Annotated in this window: 12 protein-coding genes and 1 pseudogene; 7 read left to right on the top strand and 6 right to left on the bottom strand. The window is 65.2% G+C overall.

From position 1 onward, the window contains the following. Positions 1 to 80 precede the first annotated feature (80 nt). Positions 81 to 1,499: an FAD-dependent oxidoreductase gene (locus tag NO978_RS14400; protein WP_257300290.1), complete on the top strand. Its 1,419-nt coding sequence runs from the start codon at positions 81 to 83 to the stop codon at positions 1,497 to 1,499. Between the two features lie 29 nt (positions 1,500 to 1,528). Here the strand turns inward: NO978_RS14400 and NO978_RS14395 are convergent, their stop codons facing one another. Beyond that, positions 1,529 to 2,353 carry a hypothetical protein gene (locus NO978_RS14395; protein WP_257300289.1) on the bottom strand — a complete coding sequence of 275 codons (825 nt, stop codon included), beginning with the start codon at positions 2,351 to 2,353 and terminating at the stop codon, positions 1,529 to 1,531. Positions 2,354 to 2,756: 403 nt separating this feature from the next. Between NO978_RS14395 and NO978_RS14390 the strand changes: the two genes are divergently transcribed. Then, positions 2,757 to 4,199, top strand: coding sequence for an APC family permease (locus NO978_RS14390; RefSeq protein WP_257300288.1), 1,443 nt, complete (start codon positions 2,757 to 2,759; stop codon positions 4,197 to 4,199). Beyond that, positions 4,200 to 5,048 (top strand): universal stress protein, encoded by an 849-nt coding sequence (locus NO978_RS14385; protein ID WP_257300287.1) that lies wholly within the window; start codon positions 4,200 to 4,202, stop codon positions 5,046 to 5,048. A gap of 44 nt (positions 5,049 to 5,092) precedes the next feature. Here NO978_RS14385 and NO978_RS14380 read toward each other — a convergent pair whose 3' ends face one another. Both NO978_RS14380 and NO978_RS14375 read right to left on the bottom strand, forming a co-directional pair. Next, positions 5,093 to 5,233: a hypothetical protein gene (locus NO978_RS14380; RefSeq protein WP_257300286.1), complete on the bottom strand. Its 141-nt coding sequence runs from the start codon at positions 5,231 to 5,233 to the stop codon at positions 5,093 to 5,095. Positions 5,234 to 5,286: 53 nt separating this feature from the next. After that, positions 5,287 to 6,177 (bottom strand): helix-turn-helix domain-containing protein, encoded by an 891-nt coding sequence (locus tag NO978_RS14375; RefSeq protein WP_257300285.1) that lies wholly within the window; start codon positions 6,175 to 6,177, stop codon positions 5,287 to 5,289. 164 nt (positions 6,178 to 6,341) lie between these two features. On the opposite strand from NO978_RS14375, the gene NO978_RS14370 reads away from it, so the two are divergent. Then, entirely contained in the window at positions 6,342 to 8,213 is a 1,872-nt protein-coding gene (locus NO978_RS14370) for an ABC transporter ATP-binding protein (protein ID WP_257300284.1), read from the top strand. Then, positions 8,210 to 10,054 carry an ABC transporter ATP-binding protein gene (locus NO978_RS14365; RefSeq protein WP_257300283.1) on the top strand — a complete coding sequence of 615 codons (1,845 nt, stop codon included), beginning with the start codon at positions 8,210 to 8,212 and terminating at the stop codon, positions 10,052 to 10,054. Before NO978_RS14370 ends, NO978_RS14365 begins: the two co-directional genes overlap by 4 nt. Positions 10,055 to 10,589: 535 nt before the next feature. Here the strand turns inward: NO978_RS14365 and NO978_RS14360 are convergent. Continuing rightward, entirely contained in the window at positions 10,590 to 12,548 is a 1,959-nt protein-coding gene (locus NO978_RS14360; RefSeq protein ID WP_257300282.1) for an archaea-specific SMC-related protein, read from the bottom strand. Positions 12,549 to 12,600: 52 nt separating this feature from the next. Then, a complete protein-coding gene (rdfA, locus tag NO978_RS14355; protein WP_257300281.1) occupies positions 12,601 to 13,200 on the bottom strand; it encodes a rod-determining factor RdfA in 600 nt (199 codons plus the stop codon). Positions 13,201 to 13,901: 701 nt separating this feature from the next. Between rdfA and NO978_RS14350 the strand changes: the two genes are divergently transcribed. Then, complete coding sequence (locus NO978_RS14350; protein WP_257300280.1) at positions 13,902 to 14,684, top strand: IclR family transcriptional regulator; 783 nt, start codon at positions 13,902 to 13,904, stop codon at positions 14,682 to 14,684. 110 nt (positions 14,685 to 14,794) lie between these two features. Continuing rightward, a complete protein-coding gene (locus NO978_RS14345) occupies positions 14,795 to 15,529 on the top strand; it encodes an EthD domain-containing protein (protein ID WP_257300279.1) in 735 nt (244 codons plus the stop codon). 242 nt (positions 15,530 to 15,771) lie between these two features. On the opposite strand, the pseudogene NO978_RS14340 reads toward NO978_RS14345, so the two are convergent. Continuing rightward, a pseudogene (locus tag NO978_RS14340) lies at positions 15,772 to 15,938 on the bottom strand (UDP-glucose 4-epimerase); the annotation flags it as partial.

Below are 15,938 nucleotides of genomic sequence, written 5' to 3'. Positions count from 1 at the left end.
AGTCCAGCGCGGCTCTATCTTCGAACAAGATTGTGAGAATACTGCAATACTTTAAGTCCGTCCCGGGCGAACGCTCACACATGGAAGGCCCGTTCGTTATCATCGGCGGTGACGCGGCAGGAATGAGCGCAGCGAGCAAGGCCAGGCGGGACGACCCCGACCGCGACGTGCTCGTCTTCGAGAAGGGCGAGTGGGTGTCGTACGGCGCCTGCGGCCTCCCCTACTACGTCAAGGGCGACGTAGAGACGCTGGCGGACCTCGTCTCGGTGACGCCGGAGGCGTTCGTCGAGGAGCGCGGCATCGACCTGCGGACGCACCACGAGGTGACGGCCATCGACCGGGAGCGCCGGACGGTGACAGTCGAGGGGCCCGACGGCGAATTCGAGCAGGAGTACGCCGACCTCCTGATCGCGACGGGGGCGCACGCGGTGGTCCCTCCCTTCGACGGGATGGACCTCGACGGCGTGTTCACGCTCCACGACATGAACGAGGCGGCCGCTATCCGCGGCTATCTCGGGCTGGACGCGCCGAGTGCGAGCCTCCCGGAGACGGGCTACGGGGAGGCGGCCGCGGAGTACGCCGAGGCTGAGCGGCCGGAGTCGGTCGCCGTCATCGGGGGCGGCTACGTCGGCATCGAGATGGCGGAGGCGTTCGCGGCCCACGGCCTCGACGTGCACCTCTTCGAGATGTTGCCGCACACGCTCCAGCCCTTCGGGGCCGAGGCGGCGTCTATCGTCGAGGACCACCTCCGTGAACAGGGTGTCGCGCTCCACCTCGACACGGCCGTCGACGGCATGGTCGGTGACGGTCGCGTCGAGGCCATCGCGGCTGGCGACCTCACCGTCCCGGTGGACCTCGCGCTGGTCGGTGTCGGTGTCGCCCCGAACACCGAACTCGCGCAAGCGGCGGGTATCGAACTCGGGCCGACCGGTGCCATCGCGACGGACGAGTACGGCCGGACGAACGACGAGCACGTCTTCGCGGCGGGGGACAACGCTGAGATGACCCACGTCGTGACCGGCGACCCCGACCACGTCCCACTGGCCCTGACGGCGAACCGTGCCGGGCGTGCCATCGGCGCGACGGTCGCCGGCGACCCCACGCCGGTCGGCGAGATAGCGGGCACCGCCGCGGTCAAGGCGTTCGACCTGGAGGTCGCCCGGACCGGCGTCGTCGACGAGGAGGCGGCCCGCAAGGCGGGGTTCGACCCGGTCTCGGTGACCATCACGGCGCAGTCCCGGGCGCACTACTACCCTGGCGACGAGGAGATACAGATCACGCTCCTCGGTGACCGGGAGAGTGAGCGCGTCCTCGGAGCTAGCATGGTCGGCCGTGAGGGCGTCGCGAAGCGAATCGATACCGTGGCCACTGCGATGTTCGCCGACATGACCGTCCACCAGCTCTCGTATCTCGACCTGGCGTACGCGCCGCCGTTCAGTCCCGTCTGGGACCCGGTCCTGACCGCCGGGAAGGTGCTCGACGGGAAACTGTCGCCCTGAGGTGACCAGACTCGCGGTCGGTCCCTGAATCAGTCCCCGTGGGGGGAGCACCGAACCTCGTAGTACCGATCCTCGTGACGGACGATGGCGGTCCCGCCGTCGCCGCCCGTCCCCTGGTACGGACACCTGACGCCGAGTTCGGACAGCGCACGGACCGCACTCCGCTCGTGCTCGAACCCCCGCAGCGAGAGGTGGCACTCCTGCAACCCGTCGGCGTCGGTCTCGCAGTTCCTGGACGAGAACAGCGCGGACTCGACCACCGGCCGGTCCGACAGCGACCCCACCGTCGCGCCGTCGACCGACGAGGCCGGCACCTCCTGGGCGGTGGCGACGTAGCCCCAGCCCCAGCCCAGTCCGAACGCGGCCAGCAGCATGAGCAACACCACGGCCGGGACGCTCCCGACGAACGTCGGAAGTGCACCGGTTCGAACGTCGAACCGGACCCAGAGGAGCACCGGGACTCCCAGGAGTACCAGCACGAGCAGCAGGAACGCGATAGGCGTCGACGGGAACCCGGCCACTGCGACGGCCGTGAAGGTGACGGGTACCCCGAGGAAGACGAGCAGGACGGCGACGAGTGCGTCCCGGTTCGCGAGCCCGGTCTGCAGGTAGTCGGCGACGACCAGCGGGACGACGACCGCAGCGAGACCGCTGACGAGGAACTGGAGGAGGATGGCCGCTTCGGTTGCCCCGCTCGGGCCGAGTCGCAGGTAGAGTGCGTCGTAGACCGGCCGCTGGACGCCCGTGGTGACGTTGAGCAGCACCAGAGCGACAGCGAGGGTCCCGACCAGCCCGAGCAGGCCGTAGGCGACGCCCCGGCCGATGCGTCCGATGACGGTGCTTGCGTCGGTCATGGATGGGGCGTCGACCGGGATGGTCCGGTCCGATTAGACCAACTACAGTCGCCGCCCGCAAGTGCGTTACGGAGTGACAGGGCAGTCACTCACCGCCCGGCGACGAGGTTCGCGGCCCATCTCGGTTCCGGGCCGGACGTCGAACGGGAGCCGTCTCTCGTCATGCATGTCGATTCGTATCCAGTTCCCATCACGTGACCGGGTCTGTACCCGTCATCGTGTCCCAGTCGAGACTGGAGGCGGCCGAGCAACGACCCACCAAGCCGGTTCTCAGGACTCGGAACCTCGCCAGAATATGTTCGCTGAGTTACTAAACTGGCGACTCGGCCACCGGCGTGGAGAGCCTGCCGGGGTGAACCTTGCCTTATCCTTTTCACGGGTGTCCCCGATTGGTACCGTAGTAATGGGCACTGGACAGGAGGAAATCTCGACAACCGAAGGGGCGAACCGCGAAGGAGAGGTACCGGAGCGGGTCGTGGAAGCCGAATCCCCGTCCGGTGAGACGTCTGTCACCGAGGAGGGGACCGAGCTCGAGCGGACCATCGGCCTCAAGGGCGGCCTGGCCATCGGCGTCGGGACGATGATCGGCGCGGGCATCTTCGTCTTCCCCGGGCTCGCGGCCGGACAGGCTGGGCCAGCGGCCGCCGGGTCGTTCGCCATCGGTGCGGTCATCGCACTGCTGGTCGCGCTCCCGGCCTCGGAGCTCGCGACGGCGATGCCGAAGTCCGGCGGCGGCTACTACTTCATCTCCCGGGCGCTCGGTGCGCTTCCGGGGGCCATCGTCGGCATCAGTATCTGGCTCGGCCTCGTCTTCGCGACGGCGTTCTACCTGGTCGGCTTCGGCAACTACGCCGCGGCCGTGCTGGCCGAAGCGGGCGTCGCCGTGGGTGGCATCCCGGTCGTCGTCCCACTCGCACTCCTGTTCGGGGTGCTGCTGACCGGCCTGAATCTGGTCGGCACCGAGAACGCCGCGACGCTCCAGAACTACGTCGTCGGTCTCCTGCTGACGATCCTCGTCCTGTTCCTGAGCTTCGGTGGCCTCGACGCTGTCGGTGTGTTCGGGAGCAGTTCCACCCCCGAGCGGTTCCTGCCGTTCGGGCCGCTCCCGGTGTTCACGACCGCCGCGCTCGTGTTCACGTCCTACCTCGGCTTCGCACAGGTCGCGACGGTCGCGGGGGATATCAAGGACCCCGGCCGGAACCTCCCGCTGGCGATGGTCGGGTCGGTGCTCATCGTCGGGACGCTGTACGTGGCGACCATCTTCGTCGCCACGAGTGCGTTCGGGAGCGGCACCCTGGCGGAGTTCGGTGAGACTGCCATCGTGGAGGTCGCACGGAACTTCATGGGCGCGCCGGGTGCCATCGTCATCCTCGTCGCCGGACTGCTGGCGACGGTCTCCAGCGCTAACGCCTCCATCCTCTCGACCTCGCGGGCGGTGTTCGCGCTGAGCAAGGACGCCATCCTCCCGCGGTTCGCGAGCCGGATCAACCTGCAGTACGGGACGCCTCACATCGCACTCGCGATGGGCGGCGGCCCCGTGCTCGTCCTCGTCGCATTCGGAGGGGTGGAGGTGCTCGCCGAGGTCGCATCGTTCCTGCATCTCGTCATGTACGGACTGATGTGCGTGGCGCTCATCGTCATGCGACGCGACGAGCCAGAGTGGTACGACCCCGACTTCCGGGTGCCAGCGTACCAGCTGGTCGCGGGCTTCGGTGCGGTCGCGAGCTTCGGACTCATCCTATTCATGAAACCCACATCACAGATCATCGGCGTTGCAATCATGGTCGCATCGGCCGGGTGGTTCGGTTACTACGCGAACGACGTCTCGCTCAAGGGGGTGCTCTGAATGTCGTGGGACGCCACCGAGGACCCTGACGACTCGGGGGACCTCGCCGTTCGTGAACCGCCGAAAATCCTCATTCCGGTCCGGGTGTTGAAGGGCCAGACGGTCCCAGAGCCGCTCGTCGAGTTCCTCAGACCGGCGGAGATCGTCGTGCTCGGCTACCACGTGCTCCCCGACCAGACCCCGACCGAGCAGGGAAGCATGCAGTTCGAGGACCGCGCGCAGGAGGCCGTCGAGGACATCGCGAGCGGATTCCGCGGGGCCGGGGGCGGCGTCGAGACGCGCGTCGTCTTCACCCACGACCGGAACCAGACCGTCGCCCGCGTCGCGGACGAAGTCGGCGCGACGGCGACGCTGCTCCCGAACCCCACCAGCGAGGTCGAGGACGTACTCGTCGCGGTCCGGGGAAGCATCGACGTCGCTCGCCTCGTCGACCTCGTCGCGGCCCTGCTCGCCGACGGCGACGAACGCGTCACGCTCTGGGGACTGACCGGAGGCGGGGGGTACGACACGGAAGCCGCAGTCCAGCGCGCCGACGCCACGCTGGAGCAGCGGGGGTTCGACCCGGACCGCATCACGGTCGAGACCAGCGACTCCGAGACCCCCATCTACGACATCGTCGCCCGGTCCGCCGAGTTCGACGTCATCGTCATGGGCGAGGGCGGCCCGCCGGTGCTCTCGGCGGTGTTCGGCGACGACGCGGAGCGCGTCGCGGAGGGGGCGGTCGCGCCGGTGCTGGTCGTCCGGGACCTGCCGGAACCGGCCGAGCCCGCAGAGGAGAGCACCACCGCGGATGGTGAGACGGACGAGGGAGACGAGCAACAAGACGACGGTGACGGTTCGGCCGACTGACGACGAAAGCAGCGGTCGCGGTCCATGTGGATCCGGAACAGCCGTCACGCGGCCTTGTGCGGGCGCTTCTGCAGGTCGTCGGTGAGTCGCCGGAACCCAGTCCACGCAGTGCCGCCGACTCGCTCGCGACTCTCCTTCCAGTTCACCGCGGTCGCCGTCGCAACGACCTCGACCGGCGGGACCATCGTCGGCGTGCAGCTTTTTTGGGGTGTGCTGACTGGGGGACCCGACCCGTCGGTCAGTCCTCGCGTGGTCCGCGTCGTACCTCCTCCACGTGGCCGTCGGCGGTGACCGTCGCGACGACCTGTTCGTCGTCGACCGCGAACCGGATTCCGAACGCCGGCTGGTCGTGCTCGTCGACGAACGCCTCGTGGACGTCGAGGTCGGCCCATATCTGGGAGGGATGGCGCGAAGATACGTCGAAGCCGTGTTCGGCGAGGAATCCCTCCACGATGGGGTGCAGCGTCACCATCGAGCCGCCGGTGATCGTACCAGACATCCCACACCGGGTACACTCGAACGAGACCTCCGATGGCCCCCGCCCCTCCTCGGTGCTCTCCGGCGGGTGGAGGAGGTCCCGCTCGACGCGACCGCTGCAGACCCCACAGAACCCCTGGAGCAGCTTGCGGAAGCTCTGGTGGTACCAGCGGGCGAACGCCCTCGGCAGTTCGTCGCGGTCGTACTCGTCGAGGTTACCGGGTGGGAACGGGAACGCGGCTCCTTCCTCGCAGTCCTCACACCGGAACTGGACCCGCTCGTCCTCGTAGCGGATGAGCATCTCCCCGTCGCAGAGCAGGCAGTCCCAGCCCGCCGAGATGGGCTCGATGGACGCGTTCGCGGTGAACGTCCCGGCGTACACTGCCCCGACGACGCTCTTGCCTGCGTGGGTGAGCTCGTAGCCGTCGTCCTTGCGGACGAACACCCCTTCGAGCTTGCTGAGGTGGTAGTTGAAGTTCCCGCTGTCGTCCATGTCGATACTGTCGTACAGCTCCGAGAAGGAGTACGTGGCATCCGGCCTGGTGCTCATCGCCTGCAGGATCTCGAGTCGCACCTCGTTCCCCAGCAGGCCGAACACGTCGTCCGGCGGTCGCTCCTGGACCTGTTTGGTTCCCTCCGATTCAACTCCCATGGGTGGTCGTACTCGCGAACGGACATTCCGTTTGGGGTCTAAATAACAGGTTCCTTACAGTAGCGCCGTACAGATTACGTTTATCCTGTTCCCGGCACTGGCATATCGTCAGAACAGACCGACCGGAACCCACCCGACCCAATCCACCACCCCCACACGACGATATGTCGACAACGAGCCCAGTCCGTTACCTGTTGCATCGGTTCGCACGCCGCCGCGGCCGCCAGTTCGTCGGGGGGACCGTGCTGGTCGTCCTCGCACTCGCGTTGCAACGCGTTCCCGCCCTCGTCATCGGGGTCGCGCTCGACTCGTTGCTCCTCGAGAGCCGGGCGTTCACCCTGCCGCTGGTCCCCGACGCCTGGATTCCGACTGACACTGCGGGACAGGCGACGCTCGTGGTCGCCTCACTCGTGGTCGCCGTCGGCGGCGAGAGCCTCTGCCGATGGTACGGGGTGCTCATCTACGAGCGTGCCAACCTGGAGACGCTCCACGACATCCGAACGGCCGCCTTCGAGACGGCGACTGCGCTCCCGCTCTCGGCACACCAGGCCGCGGACCGCGACCTCCTGAGCGTGCTGAACGACGACGTCGACAACCTCGAGGACCTGTTCGACGGCGGGCGAGCAGCGGTCCAGTACGGCGGCGACCTCGTCACCGCGTTCGCGTTCATGCTGCTGTTGAACTGGAACCTCGCGGTCGTCATGGCCCTCCTCCCTATCGTCGTCGCTATCACCGCGCGGTACTACGCCGGCCTGCTCGAACCGCGCTACGACGCCGTCAGGGCGAACGTCGGCCGGCTGAACGCCCGGCTTCGGGACGCCATCGAGGGTATCCGGACCGTCAAGTCGCTCGTCCGCGAGGACCGGGAGGCCGAGCGGGTCGGCCACGCGTCCGGCGAGTACAAGGCCGCGGCGTGGTCGGCGCTGAAGCTCCGCGCGATCTACAACCGCGTCTCGTGGCTGCTCGCCGTCGCCGGCGTCTGGTTCCTCTTCGGCGTTGGAAGCTACTGGATCCTCACCGACACCCCCGCGGTGTTCACCCAGTCGCTGACCGCCGGGACCCTGCTGACCTTCATCATGTACACGTTCTCGCTGATGGAACCAACCCGCAAGCTCGCCGTGGAGGTCCTCGACAGGATCGAGAGCGGCCAGGCATCGAGTAGACGGGTGGTCCCGCTCTTGCGGCACGACGCGGCCACGGCCCGCAATGACGATGGCCCACCGCTGTCTGTCACCGACGGTGGGGTCGAGTACGACGCGGTCACCTTCGACTACGGCGAGGGCGACGACGACAGCGACGACGAGTCGACCCTCACCGAGGTCTCTCTGACTGCCGAGGCGGGCGACTTCGTCGGTATCGTCGGGCACAGCGGCGCCGGAAAGTCAACGCTCGTGAAGCTCCTGCTCCGGTTCCAGGAGCCTGATACCGGTGAGATTCGGCTAGACGGCCAGCCGATCGCCGACCACTCGGTCCACAGCCTCCGCGAACACGTCGGCTACGTCGGGCAGGACCCGTTCCTGTTCCCCGGAACTGTCCACGAGAACGTGGCGTATGCACGATCCGACGCGACCCGCAGTGACGTTGTGGACGCTGCGAAACGGGCGAGTGCGCACGAGTTCGTCGCCGAGCTGCCCGACGGCTACGACACCGAAGTCGGCGAGCGCGGGACGACGCTCTCGGGCGGCCAGCGCCAGCGTCTCGCCATCGCTCGCGCGCTGCTCGCCGACCCCGAGATCCTCGTGTTCGACGAGGCGACGAGCCACGTCGACACCGAGACCGAGGCCGAGATACAGCGCACGCTCCGCGACGTCGCCGCAGACCGCACCGTGTTCGCCGTCGCCCACCGGCTCTCGACGGTCCGACAGGCAGACCGCATCGTCGTCTTGGATGACGGTCGGGTCACCGAGCGCGGGACCCACGCCGAACTCGTCGAGCAGGACGGCAGCTACGCTGGCCTGTGGGCGGTTCAGACCGGTGCGGTCGCGGCTGCGGCGCACGAGACCACCGACGCCGCAGAGACGGAGGTGCGCGGATGACCGACGCCTTCTCCGAGCGGGCCGACGACTACCCGCTCGTCTCGCTGGTGCGCCGGTACGGTCGAGACGACCTGGCACTGCTGCTCGTCGCGATGGTCTCGACTGCCGTCTCCATCTTCCTGAGCCTCGCTGACGTCTACCTCATCGGCCTCGGCATCGACGCGCTGTTCAACGACCAGCCGTTCGCGCTGCCGTTCCTCCCGAAGTCGGTGGTCCCGGCCGCGCCCGTCGACCTGCTCCTGTTCGTCACCGGGCTCATCGTCGCGACGAACCTCGTGACGCACTTCCTCTCGTTCGTCGGCGAGTACTGCTTCGGACTCTACACCCAGCGATTCCTCCACGAGTTGCGGACCGGCTCGTTCTCCCGCGTCGTCCGCTTCGACCTGTCGTTCTTCGACGAGCACCGCACCGGGAACGTCATCAGCGCGCTGAACGACGACGTGAACCAGCTGGACACGTTCTTCAACAAGCTCATCGAGGCGAGCATCTGGGCACTCACCACGCTCGTGAGCGCCTTCGTCTACATGGGGTTGCTGAACGTCCAGCTCGCGCTGTTCGTGCTGTGCTCTGCGCCGGTCTTGGCCGCCACGAACCTGTGGTTCTCCAAGCAGGTGGAGCCGATTCAGGACGACATCCGCACCGAGCGCGGCGGCCTGAACGCGCTGCTGGCCACGGCGCTCGGTGGTCTCGACGTCATCAAGGCGAACACCGCCGAGGACGCCGAACGACGGCGGATAACGCAGTCCTCACGCGAGTACACCGACGCCCGACTCGAGAACCGGCGGCTCTCCATCCGGCAGGCACCGCTCAACCGGCTCGTCGCGGGTGTCTGGCTCGTGTTCGTCGTCGCCATCGGCGTGCAGTGGATCACTGTCGGCCCACCGCTGTTCTTCTCCGGCACGCTCACTGCCGGGGAGCTCGTCCCGTTCCTGTTCTACCTGGAGCGGATGACGCCTCCGCTGAAGAACCTCGGTGGACTCATCAACGGCTACAAGGGCGCGAAGGCCGCGGCGAAACGAGTCGGCGGTCTCACGGCACGTGATGCCCGGACCGGTGGCGACCACGGCGAACACGTCACGCTCGACAGCCCGAGCGTCGAGTTCGACGGCGTCTCGTTCACCTACTCCGGGACTGACCAGCGGGTGCTCGACGGGATCGACCTCGACGTGGCTCCCGGCGCGACCGTCGGTATCGTCGGTGCCACCGGCGCGGGCAAGTCCACGCTGCTCGACCTGCTCCTCAAGTACCACGACACGGACGAGGGACGGGTCCACGTCGGCGGCCACGACCTCGAGGACGTCGCACCGCAGTCGCTCCGCGAGCAGGTCGGCTACGTCGACCAAGACTCGTTCCTGTTCGACGGAACGGTCCGCGAGAACATCGCTGCGGGTGCGCCCCAGGGGGAGGCGACCGACGACGAGGTGCAGGCTGCCGCCGCGGTCGCCGGCGCCCACGAGTTCGTCACCGGCCTCCCTGCGGGCTACGACACCGAACTCGGCGAGCAGGGCACGTCGCTCTCGGGCGGCCAGCGCCAGCGTCTCGCCATCGCTCGCGCGGTCGTCGGCGACCCGGAGCTACTGGTGCTCGACGAGGCGACGAGTCACGTCGACACCGAGACCGAGCGTCTGGTCCAGGAGCACCTCGCCGACATCACCGCGGACCGGACGACGTTCGTCGTCGCCCATCGGCTCTCCACCGTCCGCCACGCGGACCAGATCGTCGTCCTCGACTCCGGCGTGGTCGCCGAGTCGGGGACACACGACGAACTCGTCGACGCGAACGGGCCCTACGCGAACCTCTGGAACGTGCAGGTCGGTGCGCTCGAAGCCGCGGGCGATTGAGGACGAACCGCCCTGCTCTCTCGGTACGCTGGTCCCCTCGTGGGTTGGGGTACCTGAGAGCTCCCCGAGAACGGGGGACCATGGCAGATGCACCGAGGCAGAGATAGGAACGACTGCCACGGACGGAGGGCCGAACGGTCTTCGAACCGCACACCGACAGCGAGTGACCGACGATGACCGACGCTTCGCTACCCATCGACCGTCGAGCGCTGCTGGCGACCGCAGCATCGCTGTTCGTCGGCCACTCGCTGTGGGCTGTAACTCGTGCTGGAAACCCAGATCTGGCTGACCGCCAATCACGGTCAACCGCCCCAAAGTTATAGAATTTCAAGGTAATATTGAGAAGTGGTATTTCTGTACACCGATTGATGCTGAGTTCCATAGTGGCGTGTGGCTTCTCGCTTTCACCGACCGGGCTACTCCTGCTGTCGGTGCAGTCGTGACCGATGGCCGCTGGGAGAGACACGACTGCAGCACTCCACCTGTCCAGTCGACTGCTATCGAACACTGTCCGGAACCGTCCCTCCGATAGAGTCTATATCTCCGTTACGACCTCCTGTCCGGCAGTGACCTCACTCGCGTCCTCCGGAAGCAGCGCGACGACCAAGAACTCCGAGTGGTCTGCGAAGTACTCGACGAGCTTCGAGATGCGGGCTCCGTCGATGGCTTCCAACGAGTCCAGGAGCATTATCGGAACCGTCTCCTGAAGGTCGTGAACGAGGTATCCAGCCAGCGCGACGACCAGCCCGACGACCTCGCGCTCGCTCTCACTGAGCGTGTCGATAGTCCCCTCGTATGCCTCGCCGGAGTCGGCCTCTCGGACGACGTGAAGCTCGAAGGTGGTCTCCTGAACCGTCTGTCGGCCTTGGCTGGTCTCTCGTTCCTGACGGTCGATCCACACTCGAGTGATGTTCTCGTATTCGAGGAGCTCCAGAATCTTGGCCATGTGGTGGTTGAACTCCGAAACAGCCTGTTCCTCGATGCGGTCGATTCGGGTCCGGAGTTCGTCGAGTTCCTCGCCGATCTGGTCCCGACGGTCCTCGTACTGCTGTCTGTCCGCGAGGAGTGTCTCGATCTCGTCGATCTCCGATTCGACCGAGTCGAGATCCGTCTCCATCTGTTCGAGCTGCAGCTCGACCCTGTTCGCCTGTTTGTGGAGCTGCAAGACGTCGTCGTAGTTCGAGGGCGGGTCCTGCTCGATGGTAGACTCCAGTTCGTCGATCTCGCCGTGGAGCTGCTCACGCCGCGTTTCGAGTTCTGTGACCCGTTCACGCTTTGCTTCAAGCTGGACATCGATCTCGGCCAGGCGTTCGTCGAGTGTGTCGAGTTCGTCCGCGACCGTCTCGACCTTGGATACGCGGTCTTTCACTTCGTCTATCTTTTCTTGAATTGTTCGGCGTTCTGTTAGTTTTTCTCGTCGAAGCGAACGGAGTCGGTCGAGTGTCTCCTCGATATCGTCTCGGGCCACCTGGGAGCCACACGTCCAACACGTGACAGTGCCGTCGCTCTCGAGCAACTGGTCCGTGGGCGAGGTGGCAGTGCCCTCGTCGCCCGCATCTTCGAGGACTGCTGATATCTCACTGTCCGTCCCCGCGAGCATCTCCTCGTTGAACTGGACGATGCTCTGGAGCTCGTTCATCTGAGAGTTCACCTCGCGCTTTCGGTCACGAAAGTCGTCGAGCTCGGCCCGCAGGGAGTCGATATCCGTGTCCGGCTGTCCTGTCAGCTCCTCGCGGCGGTCGCGCTTCTCCTCTCGTTCTGTCTCCAACGAGGCGATCGTCTCGTGAATCGTCTCGAGCTCGAACCGGGTGTCCTCCAGCTGGGTCCGGTGGTCTTTCAGAGTGTCCAGTTGGTCCTCGATAGCCGCTTTCGACTCCCGTTCGGCAGCGACATCCAGGTCTGCCTCCTCGATTTCGGCTTCCAGTTCGTCGAGCTGCGTCTCGTGCTCCTCGATCTTCGGCTGCAGTTCCTGCTTGCGACGTTCGAGATCGACCAGTTCGCGTTCCCGTTCCTCCATCGACGAGAGCCGGTCGTCGATATTCCGCTTCTCCGCCTGCAGCAGTTCGATTTCGGCCTCGATTTCGTCGGTGTCGATCGGCCGAGTGAGGAGTTCGTGGAGATTGTCCCCGCGAGCGACGGCCCTCCGGGCCGCGTTTTCCTCGAGGAGGAACGCGAACAGTTCAGCCACTTCGGGTTCGTCGAGGTAGCCCGACCCTGTCGCGTGCACCGAGCCGTTCCGGCGCTCGAATCGACGCTCGACCACCGTGTCACCAAGCGATAGCTCCACACGGCCCTCCGCCGCATCCCCCTTCAGCGTGTACTGGTCGCTGCCCATCGCAGCCATCAACGCCTGGAGGAACGACGTCCGGTTCGTCGCGTTGCGCCCTTCGAGCACAGTGACGCCCTCGGAGAGGGTTACGTCGGTTTCCGAGATTCCACCGATGTTCTCCACGTGGAGAGAGAGCTCCCCGTGTATAGAAGCGGTATTTAGCATGCATCCTACCTAATGAGGATAGCTAATAGCTCTTTTGTCTGCTCTCCCCCTTTCAACCCTCGGTACAGTCACAGCCGCTGGTCAACAGCTGGTCGAGATCCATCGACTGCCCGCAGTCGCGGCAGACGACGTTGATGTCCACGAGCACCTCTGGGTCACCGATGTCCGTCACACCGGCTTTCTGCAAGGACTCGACCGTCGAATCGGTCACTACCGATGCCCGTTGTTGGAGCGCGTAGATCCTGTTCCGGGCCTTCTCCCGTCGTTCTTCGGCGGTTTTCTCCTCCGGCCCGGCTGCTCCCAGACAGTTCTTGAGATGTCGATACACCGTCTGGTGTGAAACCAGGTCCGCGCTGAGCTGTTCGACATCGACACCGGCCCGTTCGAGTTCCCGCCGGATCTCGATGGTCTCCGGTTCGCTCAGCTCGTCGGTGTGCAGGGCCTCGTACACCGGGGTTTTGCTCCACTCGAGGCGACTCGCGCCGACAGCAGCTAGTTTTCGCTCGATGAGTTCCTCGTTGAGCTCCTCGGTGAGGCTGCGGATACTGGTTCCTTCTTGCCACTCCTCGAACAGCCACTCGTCGACGTTCGGATGCTCGTACGCTGCCGTAACACGTCCGACCTTGCAGCCACAGGAGCCGTCTTCACTCATTCGTACTCCGAGTTGTGTTACAACCGTATAGTTGTGACGAACGTACTCGCCGAAGCTGTGTCCACCCCATGAACGGCCTCGCCCCCGGACGCACCAGCACTGATTGGACCGAGCAACTGCTGCCCCTGGCGACCCCGGCGGTGTTCGACGGCGGTGTTTCGGCGTCCAACGTGTGGCCGATTCAACCGCCAGACGGGAACTGTCGAATCGGGGTCCGGGTTCCGTGATTCCGATTCCTGATCCGTCGGCCGTACTGCCTGTTACGAGCGCGTAGCTGTAACGCGTCTCTTGGAGTTCAAATAATTCGGATGGTGGCCGTTCTCGTGTGTAACTATTGGTAACAACACACATGATTTTCTGAATGCCCGCTCGGATGTGGTCTATCTACAATATTCGCTGGTTTCACGGTACCCCGCTGATTCAGCTCACGATGGTAGAAATGACTGAACGTCTGTTTCGACAGAAAGTATCGGGTAGAATTCACAGAAACTTGCAGTACGACTGTTACTTGTTTATCCAATCTATTCGGACATTTGTCGGGTCGCATCGTGTGCCAGTAGATGTTCCGAACCAGTACCACGACTGCGGGCTAACGATGGTGTTCGGTTCGGATGGGCACACACCACCGTTTCGGCTATGTTGTCCCGGTGGCTTGGATTCAGTGCCAAGTATTAACTCCCGTCACGCTGTACGGTCCCGGTATGTCACCTCCCGATTCCGTCAACCGTCCCGTGAAGACGACGGAGTACTCCATCCGCATTCTCGAAGCCCTGAAGTCGAACCCAGGGCAGTCCCTGGCCGACCTGACCGAGGAGTTCGACATCGCACGGAGTACTATCCACCGACATCTCCTTACCCTGGAGGCCAACGACCTCATCGTCCGGGACGAGGACGGAACCTTCTCTCTCGGCCTCAGACTGCTGGACTTCGGACGGCGGGCCCGCGAGTACGTCGAGTTCTACGACGTCGCACGACAGCAGGTCGACCGACTCGCCGAGACGACGGGGGAGAAGGTCTGGCTCATCGCGAAAGAGGAGGACTACAGTGTGCACCTGTACAAAGCGCACGGTGACAACCCGCTGGAGACATCCGCGCAGGTTGGACAGCGGCGTGACCTTCACCAGCTCGCCGCCGGGAAGTCGATTCTGGCGTTCCTCCCGGACGACGAACTCGACACGATCCTCGAACGCCGGGAGCTCGAAGAACGGACCGATAGCACCATCACGTCCGAGGAGGCCCTCCGCGAGGAGCTCGCAGAGATCCGTGACCGCGGCTACGCGTTCAACATCGGCGAGTCCGTAACGGGTCTCAACGCGGTCGGCGCACCCATCCGCGACGAGGATGGCTACCCCGTCGGTGCAATCAGTGTCTCCGGGCCCGCGCATCGGGTGAAGGACTCGCTCCTCAACGAAGAGCTCCCCGACAAGCTGCTCGCTGCGCTCGACGAGATCCACATCAGCCTCCGTTACGGCACGAACGGCTGACTCGAACACGGTGATCGACCGGTACCTTACCGTCCTTCCACCAGTAGCTCGTCCGGTACGATCGGGGCTATGCGATGTTTTTTGTGTACGCCCCCTGATTCTCCATCTGCATGTTCAAGCACGTAGCGTTGCTCGTCCGCAAGGACGACCTGACGCACGAGGAGTTCCGCGAGTACTGGGAGAACAACCACTCGCCGCTGGCGAAGGACATCGAAGGCGTCGTCCGCTACCAGACGGTGTACCCGACCGACCCCGAGAACGCCGAGTTCGACGGTATCGCGGAGCTGTACTTCGAGACACTGGACGACCTCCACGAGGCTCTCGGCAGTGAGGGCAGTCGTGATTACGACCCCACGCGGGAGGTCGCCGCCCAAGCGCGCGAGGACGTGAACAACTTCCTCGACGTCGAGGAGCGCCCTCGATTCATCGGCGAGGAGAAGGTCTGGAAAGACGAGGTCGACGGCGACACCGACGGCCTCTACAAGCATTCGGCACTGCTGGTCCGCAAGGACGGCATGAGCCACGAGGAGTTCCGCGAGTACTGGGAGAACAACCACTCGCCGCTGGCGAAGGATATCGAGGGTGTCGTGCGCTACCAGACGGTGTACCCGACCGACCCCGAGAACGCCGAGTTCGACGGCGTCGCAGAACTCTACTTCGAGACCCTCGACGACCTTCACGAAGCCCTCGGCAGCGAGGGCAGCCGGGACTACGACCCGACTCGTGAGGTGGCTGCAGAGGCCCGAGAGGACGTGAACAACTTCCTCGACGTCGAGGAGCGCCCCCGGTTCATCGGCGAGGAGAAGGTCTGGAAGAACGAGGTCGACGACGTCGACGGATACTGATTCAGCTACCTGCGACTGCGTGGTACAGGGCCGTGCGACCTCCCGGCAGCTCGATGGGAGCACGACGACCTCCGTGTTGGACAACGGGCGAGTAGCTCACCCCGATACGCGATAACACGTTGTGAGGCAGCGATACTGGTTCGAGGAACGTGACTGGCTGACGGGGTCTTCCGCAGTCAGGTCCGTGCGTGCTGTCCACCTTCCTCGCTGTTATCGCGCTGACTACCCGAGCGTCAGTCCGCCTACAGCGGGTCCAGTCCAGCTTCTTCGCGGAGGACGGCAATGTACTTGCGGAAGCCAGCTTCGAGGCCGTACTCGACTTCGTAGCCCGTGTCTTCCTGGAACGCGGTCATGTCCAGGCGCTGGGTCCACGGCAGTTCGCCCTCGTCGCTGACCTCGATGTCGGCGT

Source organism: Haloarchaeobius sp. FL176 (assembly GCF_024609245.1).
GTDB lineage: Archaea > Halobacteriota > Halobacteria > Halobacteriales > Natrialbaceae > Haloarchaeobius.
Note: the sequence above shows the minus strand (reverse complement) of the source record. Positions and strands in the feature narration are given on the sequence as shown.

Bases quoted from the DNA above. Each gene is read 5' to 3' on its own strand.
- NO978_RS14400 (WP_257300290.1), top strand. From the start codon at position 81: ATGGAAGGCCCGTTCGTTATCATCGGCGGTGACGCGGCAGGAATGAGC.
- NO978_RS14385 (WP_257300287.1), top strand. From the start codon at position 4,200: ATGTCGTGGGACGCCACCGAGGACCCTGACGACTCGGGGGACCTCGCC.
- NO978_RS14380 (WP_257300286.1), bottom strand. From the start codon at position 5,233: ATGGTCCCGCCGGTCGAGGTCGTTGCGACGGCGACCGCGGTGAACTGG.
- NO978_RS14395 (WP_257300289.1), bottom strand. From the start codon at position 2,353: ATGACCGACGCAAGCACCGTCATCGGACGCATCGGCCGGGGCGTCGCC.
- rdfA (WP_257300281.1), bottom strand. From the start codon at position 13,200: ATGAGTGAAGACGGCTCCTGTGGCTGCAAGGTCGGACGTGTTACGGCA.
- NO978_RS14370 (WP_257300284.1), top strand. From the start codon at position 6,342: ATGTCGACAACGAGCCCAGTCCGTTACCTGTTGCATCGGTTCGCACGC.
- NO978_RS14345 (WP_257300279.1), top strand. From the start codon at position 14,795: ATGTTCAAGCACGTAGCGTTGCTCGTCCGCAAGGACGACCTGACGCAC.
- NO978_RS14375 (WP_257300285.1), bottom strand. From the start codon at position 6,177: ATGGGAGTTGAATCGGAGGGAACCAAACAGGTCCAGGAGCGACCGCCG.
- NO978_RS14390 (WP_257300288.1), top strand. From the start codon at position 2,757: ATGGGCACTGGACAGGAGGAAATCTCGACAACCGAAGGGGCGAACCGC.
- NO978_RS14360 (WP_257300282.1), bottom strand. From the start codon at position 12,548: ATGCTAAATACCGCTTCTATACACGGGGAGCTCTCTCTCCACGTGGAG.
- NO978_RS14365 (WP_257300283.1), top strand. From the start codon at position 8,210: ATGACCGACGCCTTCTCCGAGCGGGCCGACGACTACCCGCTCGTCTCG.
- NO978_RS14350 (WP_257300280.1), top strand. From the start codon at position 13,902: ATGTCACCTCCCGATTCCGTCAACCGTCCCGTGAAGACGACGGAGTAC.